The following is a 16,613-nucleotide window of genomic DNA, read 5'->3' as shown; positions in this document are numbered from 1 at the left end:
TGGCCACCACCCGCGGCAGCGTCAGTAGCGGTGTGACTACCTTGAGCTTCGGAAGTTCGGGCTTCAGCGTCAGTGTCTCGGGCGCGGTCTCCGGCAATAGCTTTCTCATCGAGCCCACCCGTCTGGGCGCCAGCAATATGCAGACCGTAATGACCGATCCCTCGGGCATCGCCGCCGCCAGCCCCTATGTCAGTAGTCCGGGGCAGGTGGTCAGCGGCAGCCTGGTCAACACCAATCTCGGCAATATGACCCTGTCCGCAGGTCAGTATGTGAGTGGCACGGGTTCCGGTGCCAGGCTGGTCTCCGGGCTGGCCAGTTTCCCGACGCCGTTGCAGGTCATCTTCACGCAGGGCGGGTCGGGCAGCGCAGCCGTCAACTTTCAGATCAGCTCGGGGAGTGGGGGCGCCGGGGTGATCACCAGTGGCAGCGTGTCTCTGGGTGGGTCGGGTACCAGCATCGCTATCCAGAATCCCAACCCGCCCGGCGGCTACTGGCAGGTGAACCTCAGCGGCAGTCTGGCGGCATCGGGCGACGCCTTTACCCTCAGTCCGGGCGGCGTGGGTAGTAATGGCAATGCGCAGGCCATGGCCGCGCTGGCTACCGGCAAGGTCATGAGTAATGGCAGCGCGACCTTCAATGGCAGCGCGGCGCAATTGATCACGCAAGTGGCGTCCCAGGCCGGGCAGGCGCAGACCAACGCGCAAGCCCAGGCGACGGTCCTGCAGCAGGCACAGGCCTCCCAGCAGTCGGTGTCCGGAGTCAATCTCAATCAGGAGGCCGCCAACCTGATCCTCTATCAACAGGCCTATCAGGCCGCTGCCAAGGCTATTTCGGTGGGGAACACGCTGTTCACGTCCCTCATTCAGGCCCTGTAAGGAGATTTAACATGCGTGTCAGCACTTCTGAATTCTTTCAAAGCGGTCTAAGCGGTATGCTGAACCAGCAGAGCACGTTGAACACCCTCAGTCAGCAGCTTTCCACCGGCAATGCATTGATCAACCCGGCGAGCAACCCGGTGGCTAATGCCCAGGTGCTCAACCTCAACAGTCAGATCGCCAACCTCAGCAGCTACCAGCAGAGTAATCAGTATGCCCAGCAGAACCTGCAACTGAGTTCCAGTGCCCTGCAGGGCGTTGGGACCCTGATCAATCAGGTGCAGCAACTGGCGGTGCAGATGAACAACGCCACCGTCAGCCCCAGCGATCTGCAGAATGCGGTGACTACCATGCAAGGTAACTTGCAGCAACTGGTGCAGATGGCGAATACCCAGGATGCCAATGGCACCTATGTCTTTGCTGGTTCGCAATCGGGTGTGACGCCATTTCAATTGCAGAGTAATAACCAGGTGCGGTATCTGGGTGATTCCGGCCAAAAAACCCTAGAGATTGGACCGGGGCTGACGGCGCCGGTGTCGCAGGCGGGGAATTCGGTTTTTATGAATATCCCGGCGGGAAATGGCAGTTTTACGGTGAGTGGTACCGCCACCGATGTGGGGACCACCACTCTGGGACCGGGAAGCGTTTTGAATCAGGCCGCCGCTAATGACCAGTTCGTGGTGAATGGCGCACAGTATCAGGTGACGATCAGCAATAATGGCTCCGGCGGACTGACCTATAGCGTGAGCAGCGGCACGGGGCAGGTGGGTTCATCAGGCTGGAGTGGCAGCTCCGGGACAGTGGTATCCGGCAGCTACACGCCGGGCCAGAGCATAGCCATACCCAGCACACCAGGCAGCAGCCCCTTTATCAGTGTGCCCACCAACGGACAGCCGGGCATAGGGCAGAGCGCTTCGTTTATCCTTGCCGCCGCTCAGCCGCAGAGCTTGTTTCAGACCTTTAATAACCTCATCACGGCCTTTCAGGCGGGCGGTGGATCGCCGGGCGCCAACACGCAACGCGCCCAGGATATCAGCAACGTTCTCGCCAATCTCAGTCAGTCGCAAACCACTCTGCTCAGCACCCAGAGCCAGATCGGATCACAACTGCAACAGGCACAGAGTGTGCAGACCATGAACACCAATCTTACCCAGCAATTTCAAACCACGCAGGGCAGCCTGGCTGATATCAGCTACCCGCAAGTGATTACCCAGTTTCAACAAAGCACCACCGCTTTGCAGGCGGCGCAAAAGGCCTTTGCACAGGTACAGGGATTGAGTTTGTTTAATTATATTTGATGGCGGACCGGATTAAGGCGAAGTTGCACTAAAGTATGGCCGACGTTATCCAGAGGGGGTGAAGATAGTGAGCAGATTCGCAGAACGTTTTACGGAACAAGGCCTGCGGCAGGGCCTACAGCAAGGCCTGCAGCAGGGCGTGCGGCAGGGCGTGCAGCAGGGGCTGCAGATAGGTGAGGCAAAGGTCCTGCTCCGCCAAATAGACCGCAAATATGGTGCTCAACTAGCTGCGGCCTATAGGGAGCGGATAGAGAGCGCGGATGCGGAGACCTTGTTGCTTTGGTCGGATCGTATCCTGAGTGCTGAGCGTATTGAAGATTTGTTTCATTGATAAGGCCCGACCATTCTGAATCAGTCACAGGCGACTTTGCTCGGTATTCAGCTGCAAATCGGCTCGCAACCGCAACAGGCCTAGAGCGTGCAGGGCTTTAATGCCAGCCTTACCCAGCAGTTCTAGACGAATCGCGGTAATCTGGCGGACGTTAGTTGTCATCAGGTGATTACTTGGCGTCAGCAGAGTACCACTGCCTTACAGGTGGTGCAGAAGGCCTTTGCGCAGGTGCATGGGTTGATTTTTTTATATTTAATTAACTCCAAATTCTAAAAAGGATAGCGCTTGGACACTTTAAGCAACTTTGGCTTTGATTCTAAGCTAGACGCACGCCAGCTGCATTCACGTCAGACGTTATCCCAGCTTGCGAATTGTCAAAGTGAATTATGCTCGATACGTTTTGATGCTCTTCTGGTGGACGGCGCACTCCAGCCCCACGCCGACCTCTATTTCCATTTGCCGGAAACGGGCCGCCTTGTTCCTGCGCTGGCACTGCCGATCGATCTTGCAACAAACCGGCTAGTCTGGCCAGATGCCTTCGCTGATTGGCCGGATGCGCTGCTGGCCCAGACCAGCCGTCATGTGCTGGACTTGTGGAGCGGCAGACCGGCAGTGGGACAAGTCATCGCCAATGGGTCCTTCCAGTCTGTTTTCGGCGCGCCGACCGAGCAGTTGCTCAATGGCCGCTCGATCCCTGGCCTGGAAAACTACTGGACCACCGCCCAGGTTCTGAACCGCTACCAGTGGGTCGAACGCCTGGTGCAGAACGGATGCGTGCTCGAAGTGGCCACCGGCCCCGGCTTTGGTGCCGCCTGGCTGCTGGAGAGGCAAGCGGGCGTGAACGGCTATGTCGGCGTCGATCTGGACGACCTGGCCATCGGACTCGCCCGCCGCCTGAATCCGCCAAACCGTGCCCGCTTCCACCTCGGTCTGCTGGAGACATTGCCAGATACCGGATTCGACTGGGTGCTGTCGCTCGAAACCATCGAGCACACGCCTGATCCCGAACGCTTTCTCATGGAGCTCAAGCATCGGCTCGCGCCCGGCGGACGCATGCTCGTGTCGCTGCCCTGCGAGCGCTGGCACGGCTTTCATCTTAACCCTCACCATTGGAGTGCGTGGAACTACCGACGGATCCGAACATTCCTCGAACCGCATTTCGGGCAAATTGACTTCTGGCGACAGGGGCGCCCTCGTTTTAATGAGCATGCACTGGATGGCACTGGTCGTATAACGCCGTTGCAGGGAATAGACGCCGACTGGGACGAGGACTACCTCATGCTTCTGTCCGAACCGCGCGAAGCACCACGCCGCTCCCGGGTTGTAGTGCAGCGCCGTTACGCTCGCGGTGACGTGCTGCAGGCCACACCGATCGTCCGCGCGATTCGGGATAAGTTCCCTGACCACACCTTGGTTGTGTCTACCGATATTGACGAGGCCTTTGCCGGAAATCCGCATGTGGATCTGCTCATGGCGACTTCGTCGGGCTTCCGTCCGCGCGCCGACGACCTGGTCATCAATCTCGACGAGGCCTATGAGCGCCAACCCAAACAACACATCCTCGCCGCCTACGCTGCCGCTGCCGGCGTGCCCCTGCCTAACCCAACGCTGGAACTGCATTTGGATCGCCGCGACTACCAGATCGTCGGCAGTCTGTTGGAGCAATCCGGTGATGCCTGGCAGTCCGTGTCCCGACTGGTCGCGGTGCATATGGGTGCCACGCCCGATCGATCGTGGCCGTTTACATATTGGCAGGTGCTTATTGCTGCTCTGAATGCTGATCCTCATGTGGGGATCGTTGTCGTGGGTGCCGGGGCGGATTTCCATCCTGCCGCTGCTGTCCGAGTGCTTGACCTAGTCGGGCGCCTCGACCTGCGTGAAACAGCTGCTGCTGTGGCAATAGCTGATGTGCTTGTCGGCCCCGACTCGGCGTTGCTGCATGTGGCTGCCGCCGTTGGTACACCTGCAGTTGGCCTCTACGGTATGGCCGATCCACGCTTGCGCATACCGTTTGGTGCAGATCAGGCCGCCGTACGCTCTCCGGTGGATTGCGCCGGTTGCCTGCACGAGCTACCTGCGCCCAATAATAATCCGCGCTGCAAGTTCAGTAAATCCTTCTGTATGGAGGCCATTGCTCCCGCGCCGGTTATCACGGCAACGCTGCAAAAACTCGGACACCGCCCGACCGATTCCTGGCGCGCTCGCTTGCAACTCGGTGGCTTCACTCGCCTGTCTATGGAAAGTGTTTCGCCATGTTGGGCCGAGACGGCTACAGCAATTACCCCGCCGCCACCCGCTTCTAGCCCGACTCTCACTTCGACGGATGTACTGAAGATATCAGCAGCGCCCGACGCCTTAACTCCGTCATGGTTACCGCAGGGCCGTTTTCTGCCCTCAGAAAAGATATGTGCTGATGAAGCCATTGCTGCGTGGAAGGCTTCCAACCAGTCTTTGCCTGTTGTGGCCCTTGCCCTGATGTCTCACTCCCGCCGGTTGTCGCAGACCACTAAGAACAGTTTGCAAGCTCAGTGGATGACTTGTGAGTTGTTGCTGGCCGTCACACATCAGATGGACGGTGACAATCTCGTGGCTGATGTAAACCCAATACTGGTTAGCAGCAACGCTGACTGGATCGGCCTCATCGACGCCGGTGACGAACTCGCCCCCGATGCCACGTTCCGCCTTGCCCAATCCATCCAGAATCATCCTGAATGGCAGATTATCTACACCGACGAAGACTCTCTCACTGCGGAAGGCGAGCACGTTAACCCCCACTGTAAACCCGATTTCAACCTGGATTATCTGCGTAGTCTGCCCTATGTCGGTGGCCTGATGCTCATTAAAAAGACGCTCTTTGACGCCCTCGGTGGCTTTGATCCACAGGCTGATGGCGCCGAGGATTATGATTTCCTCCTGCGCGCCTGGGAGCGCATTGGCGATGAGGGTATCGGTCATATCCCCGAAGTGCTTTATCACCGTCGTCAGGGCAGCGGTCATTGTAATAAGTCGATTGAAGAAATTCTTGCTGCTGGTCGCGAGGCGCTGCAACGGCACTTTGAGCGCTTGCAAATTCTTGCGGAGGTTCAACCCGGCCCATTTCCACCGTCGACCCGTGTGCGCTATCCCCTGAGTGCGACACCCCTCGTTTCCATCGTCATTCCCACCCGCAATCAACTAGGTTTTTTACAGCGTTGCATCGAATCTCTGATCGAGAAAACCCAATATCCCGCCTATGAAGTCCTGATTATTGATAATGATAGTGACGATGCAGAAGCCCGTACTTATCTGGATATGCTGACAGCGCAGGAAGAAAGCATGGGCGGGCGTTTGCGAGTGCTGCGCTATCCCGGCGCCTTCAACTTCTCGGCCATGAACAATATGGCGGTGGATGCGGCGCATGGTGAATATATCCTGCTGCTCAACAATGACACGGCGGCTCTGCACGAGGACTGGCTGGACGAAATGGTCAGCCACGCCCTGCGCCCGGAAGTGGGCATCGTGGGTGCCAAGCTGCTCTATCCTGACGGCAAAAGTCAGCATGCCGGGGTGATTTTGGGCATGAAGGGGCCTGCAGAACATCCCTTTATCGGCCATCTGCCAGAGGATCGTGGTTACTTTGGGCGTGCTATGCTCACGCAGAATTACTCGGCGGTGACCGGCGCTTGTTTGCTCATATCCAAGGCACTGTATCAAGAGGTGGGCGGACTCGACGAGCAGCAGTTCAGAGTGTCCTACAACGATATTGATCTTTGTCTGAGAGTCCGTGAGGCAGGGCATAAAATTGTCTGGACACCCTGGGCCATGTTGCTGCACGAAGGCTCCGCCAGTCAGAAAGGCGCGGTGGAGCAAAAAGCGGATAAAGATAAACTGGCCCGTTTCGCCGCCGAGAAAGAAGCTTTTTATAAACGCTGGCTGCCGCAACTCGCCTTCGATCCGGCATACAACCGGCACCTCAGTCTCGCCAGCACCGACTTCCTCCTGGAAGATCAGTCGGCGCTCACCTGGGACCCGGAATGGCGGCCTCGCCCCCGCATTCTCGTTCATCCCGCCGACCGTGAGGGTTGCGGTGAATACCGCATCATCAGCCCCATGCGGGCGCTGCGAGCGGCCGGAAAGGTGCAGGGCTGGGAGACCATGCGGATTTTTGAGCCAGCCGAAATGGAACGATTTTCCCCCGACAGTATCGTCCTTCAGCGGCAGATGGAATGGCCGCAAATCGAAGCGCTGGAGCGCCACAAACGCCTCCATAAAGCCTTCCGCGTCTTCGAGATTGACGACCTTATCACCAATCTGCCCGTAAAAAGCGTACACAAGGGACAGATTCACAAAGACATCGCCAAGCGTTTCCGCAAAGCAGCGGGTCTTTGTGATCGTCTGGTGGTGGCTACCGAACCGCTGGCGCAGGCCTACAAGGGCTTCAGCGATGAAGTGCGCGTACAGCCCAACTGCGTCGAAAGGGTGGTCTGGGGCGATCTGCTACCGCGTCGCCGTGGTGGTGCCAGGCCGCGTGTCGGCTGGGCCGGCGGGGTAGGGCATACGGGTGATCTGGAGTTGGTGGCTGACGTGGTGCGTGATCTCGCCAACGCGGTGGAGTGGGTATTTTTTGGACTCTGTCCCGAGGCCCTGCGCCCTTATGTGCATGAATTTCACCCCGGCGTACCGTTGCCGCAGTATCCCGCCAAACTGGCCAGCCTCGATCTGGATTTGGCCATCGCGCCGCTGGAAGAAAACCCCTTCAACGACGCCAAGAGCCATCTGCGAATACTGGAATACGGCGTGCTGGGTTTTCCCGTGGTCTGCTCGAATATTACGCCTTATCAGGGAGATTTCCCGGTCTGGCGGGTGGCCAACCGGTATCGCGACTGGATGAAGACAATCCGGGAGGCTATCTCGGACCGGGCAGCGCTTGCCGCCGCCGGCGATGCTCTGCGCGATCAGGTGCGGGCACGTTGGATGCTGGAAGATCGTCTCGACGATTGGCTGCAGGCGTGGTTGCCTTGAGCGGCTCAAGTTTTAATGCCATGTGCCGTTATGAATGACATGCGGGATTCACCCGCATGAACGGCAAGGATGCCACCTCACCCCTAAGAAAGGAGCATTACCATGGCAATTTCAGGAATTCTTAATACCAATACCTCGGCTTTGAACACGATCAATGCGTTGAACAGTACCCAAGGCAGTTTGAACACCTATCTGCAGCAACTCTCCACCGGTAAGAGCATCAATGGCCCTGCCAATAACCCCGCCGGCTACGCCATCGCCCAGCGCTTTCAGACGCAGATCAATGGCTTGAACCAGGCGGTGTCCAATGGTAATCAGGGTGTCTCCCTGGTGCAGACGGCCACCGGTGCTATTCAGAACCAGACCAGCCTGTTGCAGCAGATTCGTACGACGGCCGTGCAGGCAGCGAATGCTTCGAATACTTCACAGGATCGTCAGGCATTACAGGGCGTAGTGAGTCAGTTATTGGCACAGGTCCAGACGATTGCCACGCAAACCCAGTTTAACGGGCAGAATCTGTTAGACGGAACTTTTTCCGGTGCACAGTTCCAAGTTGGATCTAATGCAAATCAGATCATCAACGTTTCAATCAGTAATTCACAGAGTAATGCTATCGGCAATAATACGCTTGCTTCAAGTGGTACTGTGTATAGCACAAACGGAGCATTCACCAATGGAGGTTATACTCTGGGTAGTGCGTTCACCATCAGTAGTGGTGGCGGCAACTTTACCGCTGGATCGGTAAGCATATCTGGCTCCGCTGGAGCTGGCAGTGTCACTGTTGCTGCCGACGAATCGGCGAATAATATTGCTGCTAGTGTGAATGCGGTTTCCCAATCGACAGGTGTCACAGCGACTGCAACCAATAGTGTTGCGTTCACGGTGACCAGCGGGTCATTTGCTTTTTCATTGAGTAATGGAACCTCTGGGGCGGCATCTAATACGGTGAATATTTCAGCCAATGTCACCGGAGTGAATCCAACGGGATTGAGCGGGCTGGTCTCTGCAATCAATAACTCTACGGCACAAACCGGCGTCGCGGCCAGCGTAAATTCGTCCAACCAGCTGGTGCTTACCCAGAGCAATGGCCAAAACATGCTGTTCTCAGGTTTCGGTGGTTCAGGCACACTCGCGGCTGGGGGTACCGCATCAACCACATTAAGCAGTGGTACTGGCGAGGGAGTTGCTTTGGTGCAAGGCGCTGTACAGTTCCAATCTACGCAGGGCTACGCGCTGTCCGGAGGTTCTAAGATTGGACTGAAGGATATTAGTAGTCTTACGGCTGTATCGACCGTTAACGTATCTACCGCAGCAGGAGCCCAACAGGCCATTTCTGTAGTAGACCAAGCCATCAACACGCTCAACCAGCAAAACGGTGCCCTCGGTGCCATCCAAAACCGGATTCAGGCCTCGGTCGCCAACGATCAGACCACGGCGACCAATCTGCAGTCGGCGCAGTCGGTGGTGCAGGATGCGAACATCGCGCAGGCGACGTCGCAGATGACCAAGTACCAGATTCTGCAACAGGCCGGTATTTCTACCCTGGCGCAGGAAAATTCTTTGCAGCAGAGCTTTCTCAAGCTCATACCGTAAAAGTTAACGGGCTTGGTGATTACCCTCCCGGCAAACGCCGGGAGGGGTTTTCGCTCGGCGGAGGTGTCTCATGGATGCAACGCTTATCCGTAATGGTCATGCACCTAATCCGCAGACGGCGTCTGGAAACGGCGCTGCGATTGCTGCGGGAGAATCGCAAAAAAACGTGGGGTTGACCACAGCGGCTAAGCCACCAAAAGGTCAGGCATCCACCACATCGATCCCGAAAATCACATCAGAACAGTTGAATGCCGCGGTTAAAAAACTGCAACAAAACATACCGAAAAGTTCTTCGATAACCTTGGAAGCGGGTCTTGATCCGAATGGTGATCACCCCGGTCAGGTGTTGATCATGCTCAGTGATAAGGCGACCAAGCAAATATTTTTTAAATACTATGTGCCCGTACAGCAAATATTAAAGAGCGCAGCAACGGGGGGTGGCATACCACCGGGCAGTTTGATGAACGAAAAGGCCTGAGCGAATGAGAGCAGGCAAGGAGTAACGATCATGTCAGTGTCATTGTCGGGTCTGGTCAGTGGAATTAACGTCCAGCAGCTGATCAGTAACCTCAGCGCGGCTTATCAGCAACCGATCATGGTGCTGGAGAGTCAGCAGCAATCCTATCAGACGACGTTGAGCGCTTGGGGTACGCTGCAGAGCAGTTTGTCCAGTCTGCAGTCTTCCATGAGCAGTTTGCAAAACCTGGGCAGTACCAATAACCGTAGTGTCAGTCTTTCCAATAATAATGCCGCAACGGCCACGGTGAGCGCCAATGCCGCCACGGGCAGTTATAGCCTCAGCAATATAGTGCTGGCGCAGTCACAGAGCATCTATTCCCAGGATTTTAGTAGTGCCAGCAGCGCTGCTGTGGGTACCGGGACCCTGCAGATACAGGTGGGCAGTGGGGCGGTAACGAATGTGGCCATCGGCTCCAGCAATAACACGCTGGACGGTATCGCGAGCGCTATCAACACGGCCAATACCGGCGTCAACGCGGCGGTGGTCTATGATGGCACCGGCTATCGACTGACCCTCACCGGGACCGGCACCGGGGCCAGCAGCGCCTTCAGTGTCACCACCAGCGGGGCGACGGGCAGCCTGGCGAATCTCAGTTACAGTTCCAGTAGTTCGGGCAGTTCGGGCATGACCCTCAGTCAGGCGGCGCAGAATGCCGGGGTGAGCATCAACGGGCTGGCGGTGACCAGCGCCAGCAATACCATCTCTGGCGCCATTCCGGGGGTTTCCCTGAATCTGTTGCAGGCCAGCGGTTCAACCACGCTGCAGGTCAGCGCCAGCAATTCCGCTTTCGTCGGCGCGGTACAAAGTTTCACCATCGCTTTCAACAAGACCATGGGCACCATCAATCAGCTTACGGCGTACAACGCGCAAGCCGGTTCCGGCGGGCCGCTGCTCGGCGATGCCTCGGTGCAGGGCTTGCGCACCCAGCTACTGAACCTGATCTCCGGGCAGGGGGTGGGAGTGGCCTCCGGCAGCGCTTATAACTCCCTGGGGAGCGTCGGGCTCGGCCTGACCAGCAGCGGTACCATCAGCCTCAACACCAGTACCCTCAGCACCGCGCTCAACAGCGATTTCAACAGTGTCGCCGGGCTATTCGGGCAGGTGGGCAGCACCAGCAATGCCAACGTGCAGTATGTCGGCGCCGGTAGCAGTACGCAGGCGGGCACCTACGCCCTCAACGTCAGTCAGGCGGCGACCGAGGCCACGGTGTCGGGTAGCGCGGCGGTACCTACGAGCGGTATCGCCCAGAGTGAGAGCCTGACCATCAGCTCCGGCTCCAGTTCGGTGGTGGTGTCGCTGGCTTCCGGAAGCAGCCTCGCCACTATCGTCAACACCATCAATGACACGTTGCAGCAATCCGGGGTCACCGGACTCACCGCCAGTAACCAGAATGGCTATCTGCAGATTCAGTCCAACACCTATGGCAGTACGCAGAGTTTCAGCGTGGTTTCCAACGTGGCGGCGGGGGCCAGCGGGACGGGTATCGGTACCAGCCGTCTGGCGGCCTCCGGGACGGATGTGGCAGGTACGGTCAATGCCGAGACCACCAGTGGCGTCGGTCAGAATCTGACGGTGACCGGCCCCGGAAACGCCTTGGGGCTGCAGCTGCAGGTGATGGGATCGACGACCGGCAATCTGGGCACGGTGACCGTGAGCCAGGGCCTCTATCAGCAGATGAACAGCCTGCTCACCCAAGCGCTCAACAGCCAAAACGGTTTTGTGGCGGCGGCGCAGAACGGTATCGCCTCCTCCATCAACGGCCTCAGCGCGCAAATCACGACGCTGCAACAATCGGCATCGAATCAGACCTCCCTGCTGACCCAGCAGTTTGCCGCGATGCAGTCGCAGCTTTCGCAGTTGCAGTCCATTGGCCAGTATCTCAATGCCTTTTACTCCACTGGTTCGAGCTCCAGCCCTACCAGTGGTTAATTCGAGGAGAATCACATTATGAGTGTAGCGACAGCGGCTATGCAGGCCTATCGGCAGGTGGGAAATCAAGGCTTGTCCAGCGACCGGCTGGTCCTGCTCGGCCTGGACGGTATTCTCGAATACCTGCGGCGGGCGCGGCTGGCTATTGAGCAGGGTGACCTGGCGACCAAGGCGCAATCCATGGACAAGGCCTATCAACTCACCGCCCACCTGCTGGCCAGCATCGACTTCGAAAACGGCGGCGAAATTGCGCAAAACCTCGACAGTCTTTACCGTTTCCTGTTAAATCAGTTGGCACAAGCCAATATTTTTGATGATCTGCAGGCACTGGATGCCTGCCGTCCGGTGGTGGAGGATTTGCGCGACGCCTGGCGAGGATTGCTGGAGCGCGCCTGACGCATGCGCCTTCCCGCCTCGCGAGGGATAATGACCGAACATGCTGTAGTGCTGCAGGGCCATTTGCCCCTGGCCTTGGGCGAATGGCCCAACGATGCGGGCACCCGTAATACCCTGATGGCAGATAATCTCGCCTTGTTGCGTGCGTTGCTGGTCATGGATGAGCACATCCTCACCAATGATGAGGAGGGCCATGAAGGGCTCAGCAATCTGGAGACGAAGGTCGACCTCTTGTTGTTGTTGGTCAGCGCAGGCATCAAGGGGCTGGGGCCGACGCCGCCGAGTTACCCTTGCATCCTGGGCTCCGAGGACCTCTACTGGGATTGTTCCGATCCTGCCCTGTTTGCGGGTGCACAGAATGAAACCTGCATAGCGCTTTTTTTGCGTCCGCGCATTGCCATGCCCTTGCTGCTTCCCGGCTCCATGCAACCCCTGTCCGGTCCTTCCGGCGGCGCTTCAGGTGCAAGCACCCGCTGTCATCTGCACTTTCATCTGGATAGCCGTGTGCAAGAATCACTGGATCGGCTAATATTCCGTCATCATCGGCGTGCGGTAGCGCGCAGTAAGGATCAGCACCATCCATCAGATGTATGACAGGCTACTTCATGTGCAGTGAAATAATAGATAAGGTCATGCCCGAAACAGACAGGCGCAGTCTGTCCCGGCAGAGTTGCGGCTTGGTTGGCAACAGCCCGGTCTTGCGGCGTATCACCGCCATGCTGGGAAAGGTGGCGCACACCGACAGTACGGTCCTGATCCTCGGCGAATCAGGGACTGGTAAAGAAGTCATCGCTCAGTGTCTGCATCGGCACTCTGCGCGGTGCGATGGGCCTTTTGTGGCGATTAACTGCGGTGCCATCCCCGAGGATCTCATGGAAAGCGAGCTCTTCGGCCATGAGAAGGGCGCTTTTACGGGGGCGTTGGCGACCCGTAAGGGACGCTTTGAATTGGCCCAAGGTGGCACCATTTTTCTGGATGAGATCGGCGAGATGAGTTCGCAGATGCAGGTGAAGTTGCTGCGGGTCCTGCAAGAACGGCGGTTTGAGCGGGTGGGTGGTACGCAGAGCTTTCCGGCTAACGTACGGGTACTAGCAGCGACCCACCGTAATCTGGAAGAACGAATTCGCGATGGTTCTTTTCGGGAAGATCTCTACTATCGGCTCAATGTATTCCCAATTGAAATACCGCCATTGCGCGATCGTTGTGGTGATGTTCGCCTGTTATTTCATCATTTTTTGCAGCGTCTGGAAGAATGCGGCTATAGTCCCGTAATGCTGTCAGAGTGCAGCATGGCTGCGCTTGATGCCTATCCCTGGCCGGGTAATGTGCGCGAATTGCAGAATCTCGCGGAGCGACTGACGATTCTGCATGGCGGAGAACGGCTAGATGTTGCTGGTCTGCCTCCGCGCTTTCGTGCTTCGGTGACGGAAAGTGCGGAGGCAGAGCGGCAAAGTCTTGCCGCCATCTGGTCCGAGCCCGTAACCTTTTTGCCTGATGGACCCTTTGACCTCAAACAGCATCTGGAGGGTATCGAAAAAGACCTGCTGCTCCAGGCTATGGCTGCCTCCGATCAGGTGGTGGCGCACGCTGCCCAGCGTCTCGGGCTGCGTCGCACCACATTGGTGGAGAAGCTCAAGAAATACGCCTTGGCCAATCCGCGGGAGTGTAGTAGCTGATGGCGTCGGGCGATAAGCAGGTCCCGGATGCCGCCAGCCTTATGGAAGCCTTCTCGCTCTTTAATCAGGCGTCCAGGGATTTAACGGAAGCCTATGGCACCCTCCAGATGGAAGTGCAACGCCTGGGTGCGGAACTGGCCGAGGTGAATACCCGCCTGCGTCAGGAGCTGGAAGCGAAAGAGCGCATGCGCGAACGTCTGGCCATGCTTCTGGAGTTACTGCCGGGTGCAGTGTTGGTGGTGGACCATGCGTCCGTCATTATGGAAATGAACCCCGAGGCGCGACGGATTCTCGGAGCGGATCTGCGTGGCGCCGATTGGCGTGAGGTACAGACGCTGCATTGGCAGTCAGGCCCCAATGAATGGATCCTGCAGGGGGAAGGGGAGGCGGGGTTGCGCGTGACGGTGGCCGTCAATGCGTTACCAGGGGATGGCGGACAGATCATCCTGCTGCAGGATGTGACGGTGGCACGGGCACAGGAGGAGGCGGCGCAACGCCGCGAACGCCTCGCGGCGATGGGGGAAACCATGGCTGGTCTGGCGCATCAACTGCGTACTCCGCTGGCCACTACGCTCCTGTCGGTGTCGCAATTATCCTGTGACCGTGGCGAAGCGCGTTTTCACAAGCAGCAGCAGCGCGCCCTGGAGCGTCTGCAGCACCTGGAGGCCACTATTGATGCCATGCTGCGTTTTTTGCGCGGCACCGAACAGGAAGAGGGCGCTGTGGCGGTGGTGGAGATTCTGGAAGGTTTGCGGCAGGAGTTCGATCTGCTCTTCCGTCAAAAAAATGTCATGTTGCAAATGCCGGAAGTGTCATCTGACTGGTTTTTGACGGGAAGCCGGGCCGCCTGGGTAAGTGTGCTGGCCAATCTGCTGCATAATGCGTTGTTCTACAGCCCCCCGGCAAGCACCGTGCTGCTCAGCTTGCAGTTGGCCGGGGAGGGTGATCTAGTCCTGGCTATTGCCGATGCGGGTCCAGGTATTGCAGAGGCCGATCGGGAGAAAGTGTTTACCCCTTTTTATACCAGCCGCAGCGATGGTACCGGCCTTGGTCTGGCCATCACCCGCAATTTTGTGGTGGCCATGGGAGGGGCGGTGGGGATTGAGGCTGCCGCGAGCGGGGGGGCACGTTTTGTATTGCGCCTGCCGCTTTGGCAGCCGCCGCAGCCGTTGCCCAGTGGGGCGATGATGCAGGAGAAAGCATGATGGGCGGTTACCGACCTCAGATATTACTGGTAGAAGACGATGATCACCTTGCCGAAGCCCTCCAGGAGGGTTTGGAGGATCATGATTATCGGGTGCAGCGCGCAGGGGACGGCACGGCAGCCCTGGCAGCCCTGGCAGCGGCGTCCTTTGACCTGGTTCTGAGTGACGTCCAGATGCGCCCCATGGATGGCTATGTCCTGCTCAAAGCTCTGGAGGGCCGTCTCGAAAGCCCGCCGGTACTGATGATGACTGCTTGGGGCACCATCGCCGAGGCGGTACGGGCGTTACAGAACGGAGCCGTGGATTATCTCGTGAAACCTTTTACCATGGACGTGCTGTTGGAAAAAATCTGCCGCCATGCCCGCCGGGCGCGTCAGGTGGAAGGTGGTCCCATTGCGGAATCTGCCGCGATGCAGACCACTCTGGAGATGGCACGGCGGGTGGCGGTAACCGATGCGACGGTCCTGCTGACGGGCGAGAGCGGGGTCGGCAAGGAAGTGCTTGCTTGCTATCTGCACCGGCAGAGCAAGCGTCAAGGGGGGCCTTTTATCGCGGTGAATTGCGCGGCGATACCCGATACTCTGCTGGAGGCGACGCTGTTCGGTCACGAAAAAGGGGCTTTTACCGGCGCCAGTCAGGCCAGCGCCGGGAAGTTTGAACAGGCCCAAGGGGGTACGCTGCTCCTGGATGAGGTCACGGAAATGCCTTTGGCGCTGCAGGCCAAGCTGCTGCGGGTGCTGCAAGAGCGGGAGATGGAACGGGTGGGCGGCAAGCAGACTATTGCGCTGAATATCCGGGTGATCGCGACCAGTAATCGCGATCTCCAGGCGGCCGTGGCCGCCGGGCACTTTCGTGCGGATCTGTATTACCGGCTACAGGTGTTTCCCATAGGGATTCCACCCTTACGGGAGCGGCAAGCAGATATCCTGCCCTTGGCAGAACATCTTTTGGCCCAACACTGCCAGCAGATGGGTTTGCCGCCGAAAAGACTGGACGCTGCCGCTAGCCGTACGCTCTGGGCTTATTCGTGGCCGGGCAATGTCCGTGAGCTGGAGAATGCGTTGCAACGTGCGGCCATACTGGCCATGACGGAAGAAATCCAGGCGCCAGACCTGGGAATCGCCGTCGCGGAAGGCGTTGCGGATCGCCCCCCTCCTGACCCGGAAGGACTACCCTGCGAAAAAGCGCCTGGGGCCGTACTGGATGCATGTTTACCGCTGGACGATCTGCGCGCCCACCACGAACGGGAGGCCATCGTCCTGGCGCTTGCCCAAAGTCAGGGTTCGCGGACGCTGGCGGCCCAGTCCCTGGGGATCAGTCCGCGTACTCTGCGACACAAGTTGCAGCGATTTCGTGAGGCTGGGTATGTGTTGGGCTAGTAGTGGCTCGGATTTTGCTTATTAAAATGCAACAACGGATAGTGCAGGTGCGACCATGAGCAGTGTAGATTCTCTGGATTCCCTTTTAACGCAATTGCGAGCCCTTGCCGATCAGGCGCAGGGGATGAAGGCGCCAGCTCCGTCCACCGGCAGTGAAGGTGATTTTGCCAATACCCTGAAAGGGGTGGTGAATTCTGTGAATGATCTGCAGGCCAAATCCAGCGCGCTGCAAGCGCAATTTTCCAGTGGGGATCAGTCGGTGAGCCTCAGCCAGGTGATGGTGGCCTCGCAAAAAGCGGGTCTTTCTTTTCAGACGATGCTTCAGGTGCGCAATAAACTGGTATCTGCATACCAGGACATCATGAATATTCAGGCCTGATCGGTGCGATTCATGGCGACCAAGGACTGAT

At 58.0% G+C, this 16,613-nt stretch carries 14 protein-coding genes; 13 read left to right on the top strand and 1 reads right to left on the bottom strand.

The window, feature by feature from the left end; translation table 11 throughout:
* The 3 genes from Q0C48_RS13190 to Q0C48_RS13180 form a co-directional block, all read left to right on the top strand.
* A partial coding sequence (locus Q0C48_RS13190) for a flagellar basal body rod C-terminal domain-containing protein (RefSeq protein WP_291525097.1) occupies positions 1-875 on the top strand: 875 nt, incomplete at its 5' end.
* 11 nt (positions 876-886) lie between these two features.
* Positions 887-2,173 (top strand): flagellar hook-associated protein FlgL, encoded by a 1,287-nt coding sequence (flgL, locus tag Q0C48_RS13185; RefSeq protein WP_291525095.1) that lies wholly within the window; start codon positions 887-889, stop codon positions 2,171-2,173.
* Positions 2,174-2,240: 67 nt separating this feature from the next.
* Positions 2,241-2,504 (top strand): hypothetical protein, encoded by a 264-nt coding sequence (locus Q0C48_RS13180; protein WP_291525093.1) that lies wholly within the window; start codon positions 2,241-2,243, stop codon positions 2,502-2,504.
* 24 nt (positions 2,505-2,528) lie between these two features.
* Here the strand turns inward: Q0C48_RS13180 and Q0C48_RS13175 are convergent, their stop codons facing one another.
* On the bottom strand, positions 2,529-2,666 hold the full coding sequence (locus tag Q0C48_RS13175) for a hypothetical protein (protein WP_291525092.1): 138 nt from the start codon (positions 2,664-2,666) through the stop codon (positions 2,529-2,531).
* Between the two features lie 252 nt (positions 2,667-2,918).
* Here Q0C48_RS13175 and Q0C48_RS13170 point away from each other — a divergent pair, with 252 nt between their 5' ends.
* The 10 genes from Q0C48_RS13170 (at position 2,919) to fliE (ending at position 16,582) form a co-directional block, all read left to right on the top strand.
* Positions 2,919-7,505 (top strand): glycosyltransferase, encoded by a 4,587-nt coding sequence (locus Q0C48_RS13170; protein WP_291525091.1) that lies wholly within the window; start codon positions 2,919-2,921, stop codon positions 7,503-7,505.
* Positions 7,506-7,607: 102 nt separating this feature from the next.
* Positions 7,608-9,098, top strand: coding sequence for a flagellin (locus Q0C48_RS13165; RefSeq protein ID WP_291525090.1), 1,491 nt, complete (start codon positions 7,608-7,610; stop codon positions 9,096-9,098).
* A gap of 70 nt (positions 9,099-9,168) precedes the next feature.
* Positions 9,169-9,576 (top strand): hypothetical protein, encoded by a 408-nt coding sequence (locus Q0C48_RS13160; RefSeq protein ID WP_291525089.1) that lies wholly within the window; start codon positions 9,169-9,171, stop codon positions 9,574-9,576.
* 30 nt (positions 9,577-9,606) lie between these two features.
* Positions 9,607-11,547 (top strand): flagellar filament capping protein FliD, encoded by a 1,941-nt coding sequence (fliD, locus tag Q0C48_RS13155; protein WP_291525088.1) that lies wholly within the window; start codon positions 9,607-9,609, stop codon positions 11,545-11,547.
* A gap of 18 nt (positions 11,548-11,565) precedes the next feature.
* The gene (gene fliS / locus Q0C48_RS13150; protein ID WP_291525086.1) at positions 11,566-11,943 is read left to right on the top strand and encodes a flagellar export chaperone FliS; all 378 of its coding nucleotides are present in this window, start codon (positions 11,566-11,568) and stop codon (positions 11,941-11,943) included.
* A 30-nt stretch (positions 11,944-11,973) separates the two neighbouring features.
* Positions 11,974-12,537: a PilZ domain-containing protein gene (locus Q0C48_RS13145; protein WP_291525084.1), complete on the top strand. Its 564-nt coding sequence runs from the start codon at positions 11,974-11,976 to the stop codon at positions 12,535-12,537.
* 38 nt (positions 12,538-12,575) lie between these two features.
* A complete protein-coding gene (locus Q0C48_RS13140) occupies positions 12,576-13,619 on the top strand; it encodes a sigma-54 dependent transcriptional regulator (RefSeq protein ID WP_291525082.1) in 1,044 nt (347 codons plus the stop codon).
* On the top strand, positions 13,619-14,824 hold the full coding sequence (locus Q0C48_RS13135; RefSeq protein WP_291525081.1) for an ATP-binding protein: 1,206 nt from the start codon (positions 13,619-13,621) through the stop codon (positions 14,822-14,824). Before Q0C48_RS13140 ends, Q0C48_RS13135 begins: the two co-directional genes overlap by 1 nt.
* Positions 14,821-16,203, top strand: coding sequence for a sigma-54 dependent transcriptional regulator (locus tag Q0C48_RS13130; protein ID WP_291525078.1), 1,383 nt, complete (start codon positions 14,821-14,823; stop codon positions 16,201-16,203). The genes Q0C48_RS13135 and Q0C48_RS13130 overlap by 4 nt, the downstream gene beginning before the upstream one ends.
* A gap of 55 nt (positions 16,204-16,258) precedes the next feature.
* On the top strand, positions 16,259-16,582 hold the full coding sequence (gene fliE / locus Q0C48_RS13125; RefSeq protein WP_291525077.1) for a flagellar hook-basal body complex protein FliE: 324 nt from the start codon (positions 16,259-16,261) through the stop codon (positions 16,580-16,582).
* Positions 16,583-16,613 lie beyond the last annotated feature (31 nt).

The sequence above is a fragment of the Acidithiobacillus sp. genome, assembly GCF_023255755.1.
In the GTDB taxonomy this organism is placed as follows: domain Bacteria; phylum Pseudomonadota; class Gammaproteobacteria; order Acidithiobacillales; family Acidithiobacillaceae; genus Acidithiobacillus.
This window is presented reverse-complemented; position numbering and strand designations above follow the sequence as displayed.